Below are 16,586 nucleotides of genomic sequence, written 5' to 3'. Positions count from 1 at the left end.
GTTATGGCTGAAGCTACAGGTACAAACCTTACGGTTCCTGATCAAAATCAAGCAGTGGACAATGAGCCAGAAAACAAATCTGGTTTTATGGACACTTTAGGTAGCGCAGATATGATGCGCCAAATGGCCCTTGTGGTTGTTTTGGTAATCTGCGTCGCTATCGCTATTTTTATTCTTATCTGGTCGCAAGAACCTGATTACCGTCCACTTGCGAAAATGGAAACCCAAGAGCTTATTGAAACCCTCGATTATATGGATGCGAACCAAATCGACTATAAGCTTGAAGGCAATATTGTTTACGTAAGAAGTGACGAATTCCAAAATATTCGTTTAGGCATGACCCGCCAAGGGTTAACTAAGGTCTCTGATGCCGGTACCGATATCATTATGCAGGATATGGGGTTTGGCGTGAGCCAGCGTGTTGAGATGGAACGTCTAAAACACGCCCGCGAGCAACAAATCGCGGCCACTATCGAAGATATCGCAAGCATTCAAAAAGCCCGTGTCTTGTTAGCTATGCCTAAAGAGAACGTATTTGCGCGAAGAGAGAAGAAAGCGTCGGCAACCGTTGTGCTAACGGCTAAGCGCGGTGCCGTTATTGCAGGTGAAGAGGTTGATGCTGTTGTCGATATTGTGGCGTCTGCAGTGCAAAACATGGAGCCGTCTAAGGTAACCGTAACAGACAGCAATGGTCGTCTGCTTAACTCAGGCTCTCAAGATTCTATGAGTGCTCGTGCCAGAAAAGAATACGAGATTGAGCGCCAGCGTGAGCAAGAGTACTTAGAAAAAATTGACGCGATACTGATTCCAGTATTGGGCATAGGTAACTACACAGCACAAGCTGACGTTACCATGGACTTTACAGCTATGGAACAAACACAGCGTAGCTACAACCCTGATTTACCTGCGGTTCGCAGTGAGATGATCATGGAAGAAAACAGCGTAGGTGGCGGTGTTGGCGGTATTCCTGGTGCACTGTCTAATCAACCTCCATTAGATTCTAATATTCCAGAAAATGCAGTGGGCGGCAGTCAACAAACTATGCCTGGGCGCACAGCAAAAGAGTCTACGCGCAACTACGAACTTGATACCACTATCAGTCATACCAAGAAACAGACAGGGGTTATTCGCAGATTAAGTGTATCTGTGGCGGTGGACTATACCCAAGTTGCGGGTGAAGACGGTGCGATAACGCCAACACCGCGTAAACAAGAAGAGATTCTCAACATACGTAGGCTTTTACAGGGCGGCATTGGCTTTGACGTTACCCGTGGTGATTCGTTAGAAGTTGTAAGCGTGCCCTTTACTCGGATGGACGCAGGGGAAATTGAAGACGCGTCTATTTGGGAGCAGCCCGGATTTCTACCAATTCTTAAGCTAGTTGTTGGTGGCTTGGTTATAATAGTGCTTATCATCTTCGTGATTCGTCCTATGCTACGTCGTCTTATTAATCCTGATGAGTCGAACGACGCCGATGAATTTGATGCAGACGAAGGCCTAGATTTAGGCGATGACACCATTAGCATGTTAACGTCTGACTTTGACGAAGGACAGGTAGGTTTTGCGCCAGATGGTTCACTCATGCTGCCTGACCTGCACAAAGATGAAGATGTACTTAAAGCCGTACGTGCCCTTGTGGCCAATGAACCTGAGTTATCAGCCCAAGTAGTGAAGGGCTGGTTAATGCAAGACGAGTAGTGAGATAAGATTATGGCTGAAGAACTTGCCAATGTTGACGAGCCGTCATACGACGTAAGTAAATTAGAAGGCGTAGAAAAAGCGGCCATCTTGCTGCTGAGTCTTTCTGAAGAAGACGCCGCCCAGATATTGAAACACTTAGAGCCCAAGCAAGTACAAAAGCTCGGTACTGAAATGGCAAAAGTGGACGATATGACGCAAACCAAAATTACGGCGGTTCATAAGCACTTTATCGAAGAAATTCAGAATTACAGTACCATTGGCTTCCAAAGCCAAGACTTTGTTAAACGTGCGCTCACAGCCGCGTTAGGTGAAGATAAGGCCGCAAACCTAATTGATCAAATCCTGATGGGAAGCGGAGCAAAAGGCCTAGACTCATTGAAGTGGATGGATTCTAAGCAAGTAGCCAGCATTATTCGCAATGAGCACCCGCAGATTCAAACTATCGTATTGTCTTATTTAGAGCCTGAACAAAGTGCTGAAATATTGGCGCAGTTCCCTGAAAAAGTGCGACTCGACTTGCTAATGCGTATAGCAAATCTAGAGGAAGTTCAGCCGGCTGCACTACAAGAGCTGAACGAAATCATGGAGAAACAGTTTGCAGGTCAAGCGGGTACACAAGCAGCCAAAATGGGCGGCTTGAAGTCTGCAGCGAACATTATGAACTACCTAGATACCGCGATAGAAGGTCAGTTGATGGATGCTATTCGCGAGCAAGACGAAGAGATGAGCCAGCAAATTCAAGACCTGATGTTTGTATTCGACAATTTAGTCGATGTAGACGACAAGGGTATTCAGGCCATACTGCGCGAAGTACAGCAAGACGCGCTGCTTAAAGCCATTAAAGGTGCTGACGAAGAGCTTAAAGACAAAATTATGCGCAATATGTCTAAGCGTGCTGCTGAAATGCTTAATGATGATTTGGAAGCGCTCGGTCCTGTGCGTATTAGTGAAGTGGAAACAGCGCAGAAAGAGATCCTTTCTGTTGCCCGTCGACTTTCTGACTCTGGTGAAATCATGCTTGGTGGTGGCGGTGGCGAAGAGTTCCTGTAGGAACGCTAGTCCCGTCACTCATTTAGCCTAGGTAAATATATGACTGCCAAAAAAAGTTTCAGCGAAAACGAAGTAAATGAAGCTAAAAAATGGGACCTACCTTTCGTTGATGACCCCACTGCACCCCGAGAAAACGAGCCGACCAACGCGTTAAACAAACGTTCAGACTGGAAGTATGAACCGCCTGAAGTTGAGGAAGAGATTAAGCCGCCTACCGCTGAAGAAATAGAAGCTATACGTCAGGCTGCTTATGATGAAGGTTATCAGGAAGGTAAAGAAAAAGGTTTTGAAGAAGGAAAAGCGCAAGGCCTTGAAGCAGGTTTAGCGGAAGGTAAAGAGCAAGGTCACACCGAAGGGCTTGAACAAGGGCTTGAAGAAGGCCGCCAGCAAATGACGGCACAAGCCGAAGTGTGGCAAATGCTTGCTGAAAAATTTCACGACCCACTCTCGCAAGCCAACGATGAAACCCGAGACCAATTGGTAAAACTCGCCGTTACTCTTGCAAAAGCAGTTATTAAAACAGAGGTAAGTACTAACCAACAGGTTATAATGCAGGCGTTAAGCGAAGGTATTAAAGCGCTACCAATTAATCAAGCTGACTATCAAATTCATATGAACCCTGAAGATATTGAATTGGTTAAAGCGCATTTTGGTGAAGAGGAAATTACCAAAAAAGGCTGGAATTTGGTTGAAGCACCAGCAATGGAACGCGGTGGCTGTGACATTACCACTGCGCAAAATGCCGTAGATGTGTCGATTGAGCGTCGATGCCGCGACGTTATCGATAAGTTTCTACTAAACCAAGGTTTATCTAATGACTAGCCCTTGGCATGCCCATTTTGAATCACTTACTAAACAAGTGACATCGCCACCCGTTGTTGCAGCGGGAAAATTAGTCCGGGGCATAGGGCTTACCCTTGAAGCTGTAGGTTGCCAGCTGCCGGTGGGCAGTCAATGTTTAGTGCAAACCATCGAAGGCGAAATAGAAGCTGAAGTAGTTGGCTTTGGTGATGATATTACCTATTTGATGCCCACTGAAGCGGTTCGCGGTATTGTGCCAGGGAGTCGCGTTATGCCGTTAAACCGGCAAAGCGGTTTGCCGGTAGGTATGGGACTGTTGGGACGTGTAGTCGATGGCAACGGTCAGCCACTTGACGGACTGGGTGAAATCAATGCCGAAGCGCGAGCTCCCACTACGCGTCCTCCTATGAATCCGCTCATTCGCCGTCCAATCAACACCCCTATGGATGTTGGCGTACGTGCCATCAATGCGTTAAATACTGTTGGCGTTGGTCAGCGTATGGGGCTTTTTGCAGGAAGTGGCGTGGGTAAAAGTGTGCTACTTGGCATGATGACCCGAGGCTGTGAAGCCGATGTGGTCGTGGTTGGGCTTGTAGGTGAGCGTGGCCGAGAAGTAAAAGAGTTTATCCACGAAATACTGACAGAAGAAGAACGCCAACGGGCGGTTGTAGTGGCAGCGCCAGCCGATACTTCGCCGCTCATGCGATTGAAAGGATGTGAGACTGCGGTAACGATTGCTGAGTACTTCCGCGACAAAGGTATGAAGGTGCTGTTGCTGATTGATTCGTTAACTCGCTATGCCATGGCGCAGCGTGAGATTGCATTAGCTGTGGGTGAGCCACCGGCCACAAAAGGTTATCCGCCTTCGGTGTTTGCTCGGCTGCCCGCACTAGTAGAACGTGCAGGTAACGGCAGCGAAAGACAGGGCTCTATAACGGCTTTTTATACGGTGCTAACCGAAGGTGACGATTTGCAAGACCCCATTGCCGACGCTGCTCGCGCAATTTTGGATGGTCACGTGGTGTTGTCGCGAACCCTTGCTGACAGCGGTCATTACCCTGCTATTGATATTGAAGCGTCGATAAGCCGTGTAATGCCTATGGTCGTGAGCGAAGAACATCAATTGATGGCGCGTCGTATTCGACAAGTTTATTCAAACTATAAACAAAACCAAGACCTCATTTCTATTGGCGCCTATGCGAAAGGATCAGACCCGCGAATTGATCTGGCTATTCGCGCAGAGCCTGCAATCAACGCTTTATTGCAGCAAGGGATGAAGCAAGTCATACCGTATGACGAGAGCTTAGAAGGCATGGCTGCACTGGCTAAAGGGCTGGGGCAAGGCTAATGTATAGTGCTGCAATGCAAGTTAGCTTGCCTATGATCCAGAAGTCATCAACTTTCCAAAAGGTATCGCATAATGTCTAAACAACTAGAACGTTTAGCCGAATTCGAGCGCGAAAAAGAGCAGCGAGAAGCCCGATACTACAAACAGGCCCAACAGAACGTTAATCAGCAAAAGCAAAAGCTAACCAGTCTTGAGCAGTACCGCATTGACTACATAAAAGGTATTCAACAAACCGGTCAAGCAGGTGTTACCGCCACCTATTATCAGCAGCATTTATCCTTCGTTGGAAAACTGGATAAAGCGTGCGAACAACAGATGCAAGTGATTGCTCGTGCACAAATGGCGGCGGATCAGCGAAAGCAACTGTGGTTAAAGCAACAACAAAAAGTGAAAGCTGTTACCTTGTTGCTAGATAAGAAAAAGTTGGCAGAGCAGAAAAAAGAAGCCAGAGCTGAGCAAGCCATGATGGATGAGTTTGCTACCCAACGATTTTTCAGAGCTAAGCGCTCGCCTTTCTGATAATTAGTCGAGCCTCTGCCACTTTGGCTCAACCCTTGCAAAACCATTTCATAATGTACTAGCGCGACGTAATTACTTTGCAATCGCTACTACGGTAAATCATCGTTTCCTTGAGTTTCATCACACAGTATCGCGTTTGAAATTCAGCGGGGGCGACTAAAGGCCGTAGCGAAAAATCATAGCGATACATGCTGACTAAGTAATGCTAAGTGATTGTAATTGAAGCAAGCGCTGGTGGGTTTGCGATGAAATGGCGTCAAGTTTTTTATAAGAAAACGCCACGTGAATCATTCGCACCACGATACGTCTTCTTGGTGAAAGACGATTTAAATGTAGGACGGTAGGACAATATGCAACAAGTTGCCGCACATAAAACAGACATTGCCGCATTACCATTCTCTGCTTCTGGTACGGCGAAAGCCGTTGGAACGGGTATTGGAACTCAGCAAGAAGCGAACAGTGAAAATAACCAAGCATTTAACCGACTTTATCAAGAAGCTAAATCGAGCAAGTCAGAAATTGTTTTAAACGAAAAAGAAGACCAGGTTTCTCAATCTCGAACAGCAAACCGTTCGGACAGCGCGGCTCCCCAATCTTCAGTCTCCAGTGACACGATCAAAAATGGTAAAGACCGCGATGCGGGACATACGGATTTACCTGTCCGTGACGAAGTGACAGATATTCCAGTTGAGTCTGAAGCTGACTCTCACAATGCAAATCAAGAAGAAAATGCAACGCTTGGTGCACACGAGGTTGCGCAAGGTTCAGCAACGACAACGCAGCCCACGACTGACAGTGAAAATACCAATCTCGTTATTGACGACGCTGAAGGCGCCGTTGAACAAAAAAACGTGACCGACGTGCAGTATGTCATTGGAGAAGGTGGCAGAAAAGATGCCGAGGCTGGCGTTATTACCTCACCTGGCACGCCAGACGGAAAGCCAAGCAAAGACGATGGCGAGCGAGACTGGATTGCCTACGTTGAGACGGTAGCCAATCGTTTTGGAAAAAGTGATGAATCTTCAGGTGAATCAGGTACCACAGAAGATAAGGGTATCTCTGAAGCTGCAGGCGAGGCAGTTAACGTTGTATCTATAAAAGAAAGCGGAAAACTTTGGAAGCTTCCGGAGGATGTGGATGCGAGCGATATGCCATCGGTCATGGCCCATCTGTTGACGCAACTTAATAGTAGCAATGATGGTGAATTAGCCATCGAATCCCTGTCGTCTGAAGCACAACAAACACTCACAGCACTAACTTCACTTATTATTGGTGGCAACGCTAACAACCAACAGAGTGAAAGTGATAGTGAAGCGAACAATACGTCTTCAAATGCGCAAATTGATATCAATACTAATTCAGATAAAAAATTAAAAAATGACAATGAGCTTTCAGCATTAATTGCCAAGCTCATGCAGACTGAGAACACAGAAAACCCTGAACAAGGTCTAGCGTCAGACACTGAAGCCGCAAATGCATTAAGCGATATGTTAGAAACGTTAAATGGGCTATCTGAAAGCGGCAAAAAATCGGCCGATGAATCGCTCGTATTAAGTCTACTAGCAGATGAACTTAACAATATTCAGGAAAAATCTCTTGATGACAATCTCACCGAAGCTCAAGAGTTATTGACCGAGTTAACTTCAGAGGCAGCTGTTGCGGGCAATGTGGCGGTAAATGCAGCAGTATCAAACGACGCTAAATCAGCATCATCTGAGGGGCTGTCAAACGTTGAAAACAGCGGTGAGCAAACCAAGGTAGTTGATTCTTTTGGTGCTACAGAAATTTCAAGCGACCTGCTTTCAGCGATAAGTGAGCTATCGCCACAAAGCGCGCAAAAGGCAACGGAAGCGTTTGCAGAGCGTGTAGTCGCGGCTCTGCCTGGTGGTGCACAGCAACAAGCGGTGAAGGCTAACATTATCGCTGGCATTAACGAGTTTCAGCAACAAGTCCAGCAAGGTAGAGAGCCTGGCATTGATTTATCAACTATTGTTGCCGATGCCGCGAAAGATGCTGCGGTAAGTGCTGATGTGGTTGCTTCAATGACAGCGCGTGTAGACGGTCAAGCCAGTCAATTCTTAAATTTGATGACGCAAACTCAAGCAAGTGCTCAACACGCTATTGCTGGATTGGTCAATCCAACTGAATCGGTTATGCAGGAAAACTCTCAGCTTCGCGCTGAAGCATCAAAAACTCAGCAGCAGTTTGAAGGTTTTGATAAAGCGGTCAATATTCATAAGAGCGACGGCCAGCAGCAGCTTAGTGAGAAAATTCGCTGGATGGTTAATGCGCGAAATACCATGGCTGAAATTCGCTTAGATCCTCCCGAGCTTGGCAGTATGCAGGTGAGAGTAAATGTGGCGGGTGACGCTGCAAGCGTGAGCTTTGTTGTGCAATCACAGCAAGCTAAAGATGCGTTGGCCGATGCTATGCCTAAGCTAAGGGATATGCTCTCAGAACAAGGTATTGAGTTAGGCGACGCCCAAGTTAGGAAAGATAATTCTTCTGGTCAAGAAAATGGCCAGCAACTTGCAGGAAACAGTCACCAAGGTCAGGGAGCTGGGGATCGTGGAGAAAATGACGGTGTAGACGACACGGATGGCATGCGGGTTATTGAACAGTCGATTTCGCGCGCGGACAAGGGCGGCATAGACTTTTACGCTTAACCACATCCCGTATGAATTATTACCAATAGGTCGCATAGAGAGAATATGTAAACGCTGCTATGTTTTGAATGAAAGGAGTGAGCAGTAGGTGGTATTAGAGGGTAATAGGAAGCGTGAAGACGCAAAAAATTACCCGTACACATATTGTTTTCCTCAAATAATGGCATTGCCATTTTTGACGGAACCTTGATAATACGTTTTTTCCGAGCATTACTGACGAGTTACACATGGCTGAAGAAGAATTACAAGTAGAAGAAGGCGGTAAAAAGAAAGGCAAAATGATGTTGATCATTATTATCGCTGTGGTTCTTTTAGGGGGCGGTGCAGCTGCCTATTTCTTATTGTTCGCAGGCGGTGATGAGCCAGCAGCCGAACAGCTTGCCGAGACTGATGCCGCAGCAGCGGCTGCGAGTGCACCAGCATCAGCAGCAGGGAAAGCTGAAATGGGCACTGCGCTTTACGTAGCGATGCCGCGACCATTTGTTTTTAACGTGCCGGGCGCAGGAAGAGACAGGTTGGTTCAGATAAAAGTGCAGTTGCTTGTGCGCGGTTCTGACAATGAAGAGTTGGCGAAGACGCATATACCGCTAATTGAAGGGACATTACTACAGGCTTTTAGTACTTCAAATGCAGACGATCTGGTTACCGAAGCCGGTAAAATTGAGCTTCGTGAGCAGGCAGTGACTGAAGTACAAAAAGCATTAAAGGACATTACGGGCAGCGATGTAGTTGAGCGCGTATTGTTCACTGGGTTTGTCATGCAGTAATGCATTGACTAAGTAAGGTAGAAGACGGTGAGTGATTTATTATCTCAAGATGAAATCGATGCCCTATTACACGGGGTAGATGATGTAGAAGAAGAAGAGGTCGGCGGCAGCGACTCTGATGCTTCTACGCTCGAGTACGACTTCTCCTCGCAAGACAGAATTGTGCGTGGGCGTATGCCTACGCTTGAAATAGTTAATGAACGTTTCGCACGTCACATGCGTGTGAGTTTGTTTAACATGATGCGACGATCAGCTGAAGTATCGATTAACGGTATCCAGATGATCAAGTTTGGCGAATACATCCATACGTTATTTGTTCCAACGAGTTTGAACATGGTGCGCTTCCGTCCGCTTAAAGGCACGGGACTTATCACCATGGAAGCCCGCTTGGTATTTATTCTGGTAGACAACTTCTTTGGCGGTGATGGACGTTATCATGCGAAGATTGAAGGCCGGGAGTTTACGCCAACGGAGCGCCGTATTATCCAGATGCTGCTTAAAATAATCTTTGAAGATTATAAAGAAGCCTGGGCACCGGTCATGGATGTGTCGTTTGAATATTTGGACTCAGAAGTAAACCCTGCGATGGCGAACATTGTGAGCCCGACCGAGGTGGTGGTCATCAGCTCGTTTCATATCGAGCTAGATGGTGGCGGTGGCGACTTCCACGTGTCTTTACCATACTCAATGCTGGAGCCAATTCGCGAACTGCTTGATGCGGGTGTTCAAAGCGACAAAGAAGATACAGACTTACGCTGGAGTAAGGCCCTTCGCGATGAAATTATGGACGTTAAAGTGGCGTTAACTACGCATATGCTAGACGTTGATGTACCGCTTCGCGATGTGATGGAGTTTAAACCTGGCGATATCATACCTGTGGAGATGCCAGAAACCATCACAGTATTAATTGAAGATTTACCCACGTTCAGGGCTAAATTAGGTCGCAGTCGCGACAATTTGGCACTGAAAATTGTAGAGAAGATTGCAAGACCGACTTCAGTGAAGTCTGAGCTACAGTTATTAACCCGCGGTGGGCGCATTATTGATAATGACGCAGAACTGCAAGTACTCGAAGAAGACCTGTAAGGTAGAGGGGAGTTCCCATGAGTGAAGACGGTATGGACGATTGGGCAGCGGCAATGGCCGAGCAAGCCGAATCTGAAGCGGAACAAGAGGCTGGCGATAACGAAGACGTACAAGTTGCCGAACTTGACGAATTAACTGACGACGCGCCGATTACGCAAGAAGAAAAGAAAAAGCTAGATACCATTCTAGATATACCTGTGACTATTTCGATGGAAGTCGGTCGTAGTCAAATAAGTATCCGAAATCTGCTACAGTTGAACCAGGGTTCTGTGGTGGAGCTGGATCGTGTTGCCGGTGAGCCACTAGATGTATTAGTTAATGGCACGTTGATTGCTCATGGAGAAGTAGTAGTGGTCAACGACAAATTCGGTATTCGATTAACGGATGTTATCAGTCAAATTGAGAGAATCAAGAAGCTCAGATAAAACTTCTTATAAAGTAAGGGGTTGCGCAATGCTGCCCCTTTTATTTAGCCAGATAGCCGTCGCGCAGTCGACCCAGTCAATCACCAATCCCACGTCGGTACTGTCAATTTTCCTTTCTTTACTTGTCGTTGTTGGCGTCATTTTCGCTCTCGCTTATGTGATGCGTCGATTTAATGTCACTGCGATGGGTGGAAATCAAATGAAAGTCGCGGCCAGCATGGTTGTTGGCGCAAAAGAAAAAATCATGGTGATTCAGGTAGGTGAAGAGCAGCACCTCATTGGTGTAACCAGTCACAACATCTCTCATTTAAGCAAATTAGATAAGAATCTCGATGTGCCTGTGAAAGGTGTGAACAAAACCACAGGCGAGCAACAAAATGGTGCCGATGCGTTTAAACAAAAACTTGTTGCTGCCATGGCGGGAAAGCTCAACCCGAATATAGAAAAGAATAAAACAAAGGAAGAGTCGAGAGATGCGTAAGTTTGCCTGGCTACTTTTAATACTGCCCTTATTACTTCTCGTTGAGCCCGCCTATGCTCAACAGGGAATTTCAGCCGTCACGGTGACAACCAATCAAGATGGCTCTCAAGACTACACCATGACACTTCAAGCGCTGTTTATCATGACAGCGCTAAGCCTTATTCCTGCGTTTATCATGATGATGACTTCTTTCACGCGTATTATTGTGGTGTTGTCTATTCTGCGTCAGGCGATTGGCTTACAGCAATCACCGTCAAACCAGATACTCATTGGCGTTAGTTTGTTTCTATCCATGTTTATTATGGCGCCGGTATTTGAAGAGGTGAACGAGCGAGCTTTACAGCCCTATCTTAACGAGCAGCTCACCAGTTTAGACGCTCTTGAGCAAGCCAAAGGGCCTATGCGCGCGTTTATGCTTTCTCAAACACGGGTAAAAGACTTAGAAACGTTTGTACGGATAGCCGGAGACGAAGGAAAATACGCTGACACCAATGAAGTACCGCTAACCATCCTAATTCCGGCTTTTGTAACCAGTGAACTTAAAACCGCGTTTCAAATCGGTTTTATGCTATTTATTCCCTTTCTCATCATTGACTTGGTGGTAGCGTCTATATTGATGGCTATGGGTATGATGATGCTTTCACCTATGATTGTATCCTTACCGTTTAAGCTCATGTTGTTCGTGTTGGTTGATGGATGGAACTTGATTTTCGGCACGTTGGCGACCAGCTTCGGCATGGGCGTCTAGGAGGGCTTATGTCACCAGAAGTCTTTGTAGAAATACTGCGAGAAGCCATGTTCATGGTTATTGTGTTGGTATCTGCGGTGATTGTTCCAAGCTTGATCGTAGGTCTAGTTGTTGCTGTTTTTCAGGCGGCGACCAGTATCAACGAACAGACAATGAGTTTCTTGCCCCGCTTACTTGTAACGCTTCTCGCGCTGAGTTGGGGCGGAAACTGGTTGGTGCAACAGCTTATGGACTTTACTTTCAGAATGGTTGATATGATCCCGCAGGTTGTGGGATAGAAGGCTAAAGCTGTGGAAGTCGAACTTGCGACCATCAATCAATTTCTAGCAGACATGCTGCTGCCGTTTATGCGCATTAGCGGCTTATTCGTGGCCATGATTGGCTTGAGTGCTAAATCCATTCCGCCGCAGGTAAGAGCCTTGTTGGGTATAATGCTCACGCTCATTATCATGCCGGTAGTGCCCCCGTCACCCATAGAAAATTTGGTGGATGTGGGCACATTTTTAATCGTTATTCAGCAGTTGCTAATAGGCATTGCTATTGGTTTTATATCAATGATGGTGCTCAATACCTTCGTGCTTGCAGGTCAAATTATAGCAATGCAAACCGGTTTGGGGTTTGCGTCAATCGTTGACCCGGTAAACGGTATTAACGTGCCCGCAGTCGGCCAGTTTTATCTGATACTAGCGACCTTATTGTTTTGGACCTTGGATGGGCATTTGTCCATGATCCAAATGATAGTAATGAGCTTTGAGGCGTTTCCTATAGGCGATGCATGGTGGACCGGTGAACAGTTCCGCGATATTGCTCATTGGGCCGGCTGGATGTTCATATCGGCAGTGACCCTCTCCCTTGCGCCAATCGTCTCGTTGCTTATCGTGAACTTGGCGTTTGGCGTAATGACTAAAGCTGCACCACAGCTAAACATTTTTAGTATTGGTTTTTCCATTGCTCAGGTAATGGGATTACTGATTATTTGGATAACACTTGATAACTTTACTGCACACTTCGAAACCCAATGGTTTAGAGCCGAACAGTTTATGTGTGAACTATTGAATATTTGTTCGTAGGAAAACATGGCAGATTCAAGCGAAAAAACAGAAGACCCCACGGGGAAAAAACTCGAAGATGCCCGAAAAAAAGGGCAGCTAGCCCGTTCCCGTGAACTCTCTTCGACCCTAGTACTTATCGTCAGTGCTTTTATGTTTTTGTTTGTGGGCGGGTGGATTGCTGAATCTGTTTTTAAACTTACTCAGAGAATGTTCATTCTCTCTCGTGACGAGACCTATGATATCACCCACATGTTTGGCGCATGGGGTGAAGCCTTTTCGGCAGTAGGTCCTGCCGTGCTGCTATACATGGCTGTGGCAATGATAGCGGGCATTTATGGCTCTATCGCCCTTGGCGGTTTTAACTTTACCTGGGAAGGTGCAAAACCTAAGGGTTCAAAAATGAGCCCTATTCAAGGCTTCAAGCGTATGTTCGGCATGAACGGCTTGGTTGAGTTACTCAAGTCTATAGCAAAAGTGGTGGTCATAATTGGCATGGCCATCGGAGCGTTACTGTTCTTTGAAGATGAAGCGCTCCACCTTGATATGGAGCTTTATCCGGGAAACATCTTTCACGCACTCGACATGCTTAAGTGGGCGTTTCTTATTCTGGTGTGCGGCATGATCCCTATCGCGCTCATTGATGTGCCTTATCAAATGTATAAGCACAACAAAGAAATGAAGATGACCAAGCAAGAGGTTAAAGACGAACGGAAAAATGCGGAAGGCGACCCTATGGTTAAAGGTCGAATTCGCCGTCTGCAATATCAGGCTGCAACCAAGCGCATGATGCAGGAAGTCCCACAAGCAGATGTTGTAGTGACCAACCCTACTCACTTTTCTGTTGCTATTAAATATGACGAGAAGGGGGTAAGGGCGCCGGTTGTGGTCGCGAAAGGTGCTGATGAGCTAGCGATGCACATCAGAAAAATTGCTACCGCCAACGATGTGCCGTTGATCCCTTCACCCATGTTAGCGCGAGCCATTTTCTACTCCACTGAAGTGGACGATGAAATTCCTAACGCTTTATTTATGGCGGTAGCGCAGGTGCTTGCGCATGTTTATCAGTTAAAAGCGCACAAAGCAGGTAAGGGCAAACGTCCTAAGCCACTTAAACGGGATTTGCCTATCCCACCAGAGTACCGACACTAACCCAACCGCTAAATGGGTGAAAAATTGACTTTGAAGGCGGGGCATAGCTATTTGCCCCGAACCAACAGTTCTACCAGCGCGCTAGGGTTCCTCTCACATCCACATGAACAAAAGGCCCGTGCGCCGCATTAGCACCGTAAATACCAAGCCCACCGATTCTTGGGCCGAAAGCGCCTTGTTTAGACATGTTTGATATAAAGTTCGCAAGCCATACCGCGTCTTCACGGTTTACTACGCCGTCTTTATTCAGGTCATCCATTACACCGTCCTTCGGTGACTGATCAATATAGAAATCTGCCGCGCCCCCCCATACGTGCCGGCTGTACTGAACGTTACCAATGGCCTTGTTGTAAAACGGGGGGCGATATCCGCTCATAATGGTTAGCCCTTCAACCGCATGCCCTTCGTCATTTAAAGTGTGCAGAATTTTCTCCAGTTTCAACAACAGTCCTGCGCGCAAATGCACATATTTTGGAAACCCTTGTTGTTGCTTAGACAGAAATTGCCCGAGGGTAAAATTGGGAGACAATCTTACGTCCGTTTGTTCTGGTAATACTTCTACAAGCCCTTGAGGGGGTAAATAAATGGGGTTATTTTTTAAAGGCTTTTCAGGGTACTTGCCAATCGTATAGCCGTTTAACTTACCTGCTCTGTCTACCGTATTCAAAGGGGTCATAACAAACACGTTAAGTGTGGCTACCTCACCGGTTTGCTTGTTGGTGGTCTTAAGCACATAGTGCCCTGATTTCTTTGGTGCAAGAATAGGCGCCTTTCCCACGCTCCCGCTGGCAGCGGGTAGATTCGAACTCGTATTCAGTGCTTCACCATTTGCGTGGTGAAATTGAAAACTTCCAGTGTGAGTTTTATCAACAAACTCAACAGTGAAAGCCTTGTTTGGCATAACAAAAATGGAGAATATTGGGTAGGGAACCGTATTTCCATTAATATTTAGCTTCGAATTGAGCATTGTATTTTCAAACGAAAATACGTTACTAGTGTGCGCTAAAGACAGAAGAGCAACCATCATTAATAAAGACTTACGCACTCTTATACTCCTTCAATTTTTCAATAATGTAGCTGTCGCGGTTGTATGCATCACGGCGAAAAACAATGGTCCCTTCTCCATTCGCAAACGCAGTGAAATATACAATAAGTACAGGAATAGGTTTCTTTAAATACAGCGTGCTAGTCTCTTCACTTTGAAGCAATTGCTCGGCTTGCGCTATCGCCTCAGCTTGGCCTGAGTGATTAAGCACCCACTGAGTTAGCGCCAGGGGGTTAGATACTCTAATACAGCCTGAACTAAAGTTTCTTTCCTGCTTTGAAAAAAGGCTATGATCAGGGGTGTCGTGTAAATAGATTGCATGCTTATTGGGCAGCATAAATTTTACTTTACCTAGGGCATTATATGGGCCCGGTTTCTGTCTTAGCGTGTAATGGAATGTACCTCTCGTTACGTTCTGCCAATCGAATTCATCGACAGGTTTGAAACCACTGACACCCGCGGGCTGAGCTTCATAGCCTTGTTTTACTAATACGGAGGGATCGGTTTTTAATTTTGCAAGTTTGTCTTTGGTGGCAATACTAAAAGGTACGGTCCAATAAGGATTAAAAACCATGTATTTCATAGATTCAGTGAAAACGGGTGTTTGTCTTATCGGTGTACCTACAATCACTGGCATATCCAGTGTTTGTTCGCCGTCAGAAAATCCTCTTAACTGAAATGAAGCAATATTAACACGCAGATACGTCGACCAGCTTTGGTGGGGAAGCCAGCGCCAACGTTCTAAGTTTGCATCGATTCTTTCTAACCAAGAAAACGTGGTGGCATTTAATGCTTCTAAAGTGGAACTTCCCACAATACCATCTGGCTCTAAGCCCGCCGACATTTGAAACTGCTTAACCGCGTCCAGTAAATCTTTATCGAATAACTCTGAATAGGTTCCCGGCCCTAAAAGGCGAGACTTTAGCAACACAACTCGTTCGCTCGTTGAGTTCAGCTTAAGTGTTGGGCCAGCTGGAATTTGTGTGGTAACTGTAGATACAGCTGACAGTAGGCTTCGTTTTTTATCCAGCAATAGCTGGTATTCGTGGTGAGTAGGCCACATGGCCTGCAATGTTGCAGAAACACCGTTTGTTAATGCGTGATTAAGTGAAGCTACAGGGTCTGCTTCCCTTTGCTGAAGAAACCAATGAGCATCGGCATTGGCGGGACTGACAAGCCCGTTTAATCGATGCAGGGTCTGACTGATAAAGGCGTCTGTTGCCAGTACATCTAACAGGGCAGTATTTGCGTCTCGACTTTCGAGCATTGACGCGTGGTAATACTCAGGAGAGAAGCCGTGTAATTCGGAGTCGGCAATTTCATGCAGTAGCTCTTGTAGGCGGGTTTCTGCTTCGCTAGTGCCAAACCAAATAAGCTGGTAGTCGTTTTGAGTGTAGACCTCGCTTACCAAGACTCTATTGTTCACACGCGATGGGTTACTGTTACTGGGGCTATATTTATCAACGGCATCAACCAATAAATTTTCGACTCGCTGTCGTAAATTAGGCTGTTTAGATGCGTTTGCAGTGTGACTTAGCGTTAATAACACAACAAGGCAAAACCACATTGCCTTAGAATAAACCCACTGAGATAACATCATATAAATAATATCCTTATTTAAACTATAAAGTGCGTGATAAGTAAGCGTTTGCGTTTCAAAGAGAGTGAGTTTTTGGCCGTCGATGTTGGGACTTTATTGTGTATATAAATTCTTTCAGCATTGCTTAATATCGACACACTACTCCTTA

Annotated in this window: 16 protein-coding genes; 14 read left to right on the top strand and 2 right to left on the bottom strand. The window is 46.1% G+C overall.

All coding sequences use genetic code 11. From position 1 onward, the window contains the following. The first annotated feature begins 3 nt into the window (after positions 1–3). The 14 genes from fliF to flhB all read left to right on the top strand — a co-directional run bounded on the left by fliF (position 4) and on the right by flhB (position 13,793). Positions 4–1,698, top strand: a complete 1,695-nt coding sequence (gene fliF / locus MHM99_RS06570; protein WP_239218632.1) for a flagellar basal-body MS-ring/collar protein FliF — start codon at positions 4–6, stop codon at positions 1,696–1,698. 12 nt (positions 1,699–1,710) lie between these two features. Then, a complete protein-coding gene (gene fliG / locus MHM99_RS06565; protein WP_014975903.1) occupies positions 1,711–2,751 on the top strand; it encodes a flagellar motor switch protein FliG in 1,041 nt (346 codons plus the stop codon). Between the two features lie 39 nt (positions 2,752–2,790). Further along, a complete protein-coding gene (fliH, locus tag MHM99_RS06560; protein ID WP_239218630.1) occupies positions 2,791–3,573 on the top strand; it encodes a flagellar assembly protein FliH in 783 nt (260 codons plus the stop codon). Beyond that, positions 3,566–4,900 carry a flagellar protein export ATPase FliI gene (gene fliI / locus MHM99_RS06555; protein ID WP_014948634.1) on the top strand — a complete coding sequence of 445 codons (1,335 nt, stop codon included), beginning with the start codon at positions 3,566–3,568 and terminating at the stop codon, positions 4,898–4,900. The genes fliH and fliI overlap by 8 nt, the downstream gene beginning before the upstream one ends. Positions 4,901–4,972: 72 nt before the next feature. Continuing rightward, positions 4,973–5,419 (top strand): flagellar export protein FliJ, encoded by a 447-nt coding sequence (gene fliJ / locus MHM99_RS06550; RefSeq protein WP_014948635.1) that lies wholly within the window; start codon positions 4,973–4,975, stop codon positions 5,417–5,419. Between the two features lie 350 nt (positions 5,420–5,769). Further along, positions 5,770–8,085, top strand: a complete 2,316-nt coding sequence (locus MHM99_RS06545; protein ID WP_239218628.1) for a flagellar hook-length control protein FliK — start codon at positions 5,770–5,772, stop codon at positions 8,083–8,085. A gap of 227 nt (positions 8,086–8,312) precedes the next feature. After that, positions 8,313–8,852, top strand: coding sequence for a flagellar basal body-associated protein FliL (gene fliL / locus MHM99_RS06540; protein WP_014948637.1), 540 nt, complete (start codon positions 8,313–8,315; stop codon positions 8,850–8,852). Between the two features lie 27 nt (positions 8,853–8,879). After that, positions 8,880–9,938, top strand: coding sequence for a flagellar motor switch protein FliM (gene fliM / locus MHM99_RS06535; RefSeq protein ID WP_014948638.1), 1,059 nt, complete (start codon positions 8,880–8,882; stop codon positions 9,936–9,938). A gap of 17 nt (positions 9,939–9,955) precedes the next feature. Beyond that, the gene (gene fliN, locus MHM99_RS06530) at positions 9,956–10,363 is read left to right on the top strand and encodes a flagellar motor switch protein FliN (RefSeq protein ID WP_014948639.1); all 408 of its coding nucleotides are present in this window, start codon (positions 9,956–9,958) and stop codon (positions 10,361–10,363) included. Between the two features lie 28 nt (positions 10,364–10,391). Beyond that, positions 10,392–10,844: a flagellar biosynthetic protein FliO gene (gene fliO, locus MHM99_RS06525; protein ID WP_239218626.1), complete on the top strand. Its 453-nt coding sequence runs from the start codon at positions 10,392–10,394 to the stop codon at positions 10,842–10,844. Further along, positions 10,837–11,592: a flagellar type III secretion system pore protein FliP gene (gene fliP / locus MHM99_RS06520; RefSeq protein ID WP_014948641.1), complete on the top strand. Its 756-nt coding sequence runs from the start codon at positions 10,837–10,839 to the stop codon at positions 11,590–11,592. Before fliO ends, fliP begins: the two co-directional genes overlap by 8 nt. 8 nt (positions 11,593–11,600) lie before the next feature. Further along, on the top strand, positions 11,601–11,870 hold the full coding sequence (gene fliQ / locus MHM99_RS06515) for a flagellar biosynthesis protein FliQ (protein WP_012517675.1): 270 nt from the start codon (positions 11,601–11,603) through the stop codon (positions 11,868–11,870). 12 nt (positions 11,871–11,882) lie between these two features. Then, a complete protein-coding gene (gene fliR / locus MHM99_RS06510; RefSeq protein WP_039224864.1) occupies positions 11,883–12,662 on the top strand; it encodes a flagellar biosynthetic protein FliR in 780 nt (259 codons plus the stop codon). Positions 12,663–12,668: 6 nt separating this feature from the next. After that, the gene (gene flhB / locus MHM99_RS06505; protein ID WP_187446715.1) at positions 12,669–13,793 is read left to right on the top strand and encodes a flagellar biosynthesis protein FlhB; all 1,125 of its coding nucleotides are present in this window, start codon (positions 12,669–12,671) and stop codon (positions 13,791–13,793) included. Between the two features lie 70 nt (positions 13,794–13,863). On the opposite strand, the gene MHM99_RS06500 is transcribed toward flhB, so the two are convergent. Further along, positions 13,864–14,838 (bottom strand): D-Ala-D-Ala carboxypeptidase family metallohydrolase, encoded by a 975-nt coding sequence (locus tag MHM99_RS06500; RefSeq protein ID WP_239218624.1) that lies wholly within the window; start codon positions 14,836–14,838, stop codon positions 13,864–13,866. Further along, complete coding sequence (locus MHM99_RS06495; protein WP_239218622.1) at positions 14,831–16,438, bottom strand: L,D-transpeptidase family protein; 1,608 nt, start codon at positions 16,436–16,438, stop codon at positions 14,831–14,833. The genes MHM99_RS06500 and MHM99_RS06495 overlap by 8 nt, the downstream gene beginning before the upstream one ends. Positions 16,439–16,586 lie beyond the last annotated feature (148 nt).

Source organism: Alteromonas sp. MmMcT2-2 (assembly GCF_022348305.1).
In the GTDB taxonomy this organism is placed as follows: Bacteria; Pseudomonadota; Gammaproteobacteria; order Enterobacterales; family Alteromonadaceae; genus Alteromonas; species Alteromonas macleodii.
The sequence above is the reverse complement of the archived record's forward strand: the minus strand, read 5'-3'. Positions and strand labels throughout refer to the sequence as shown.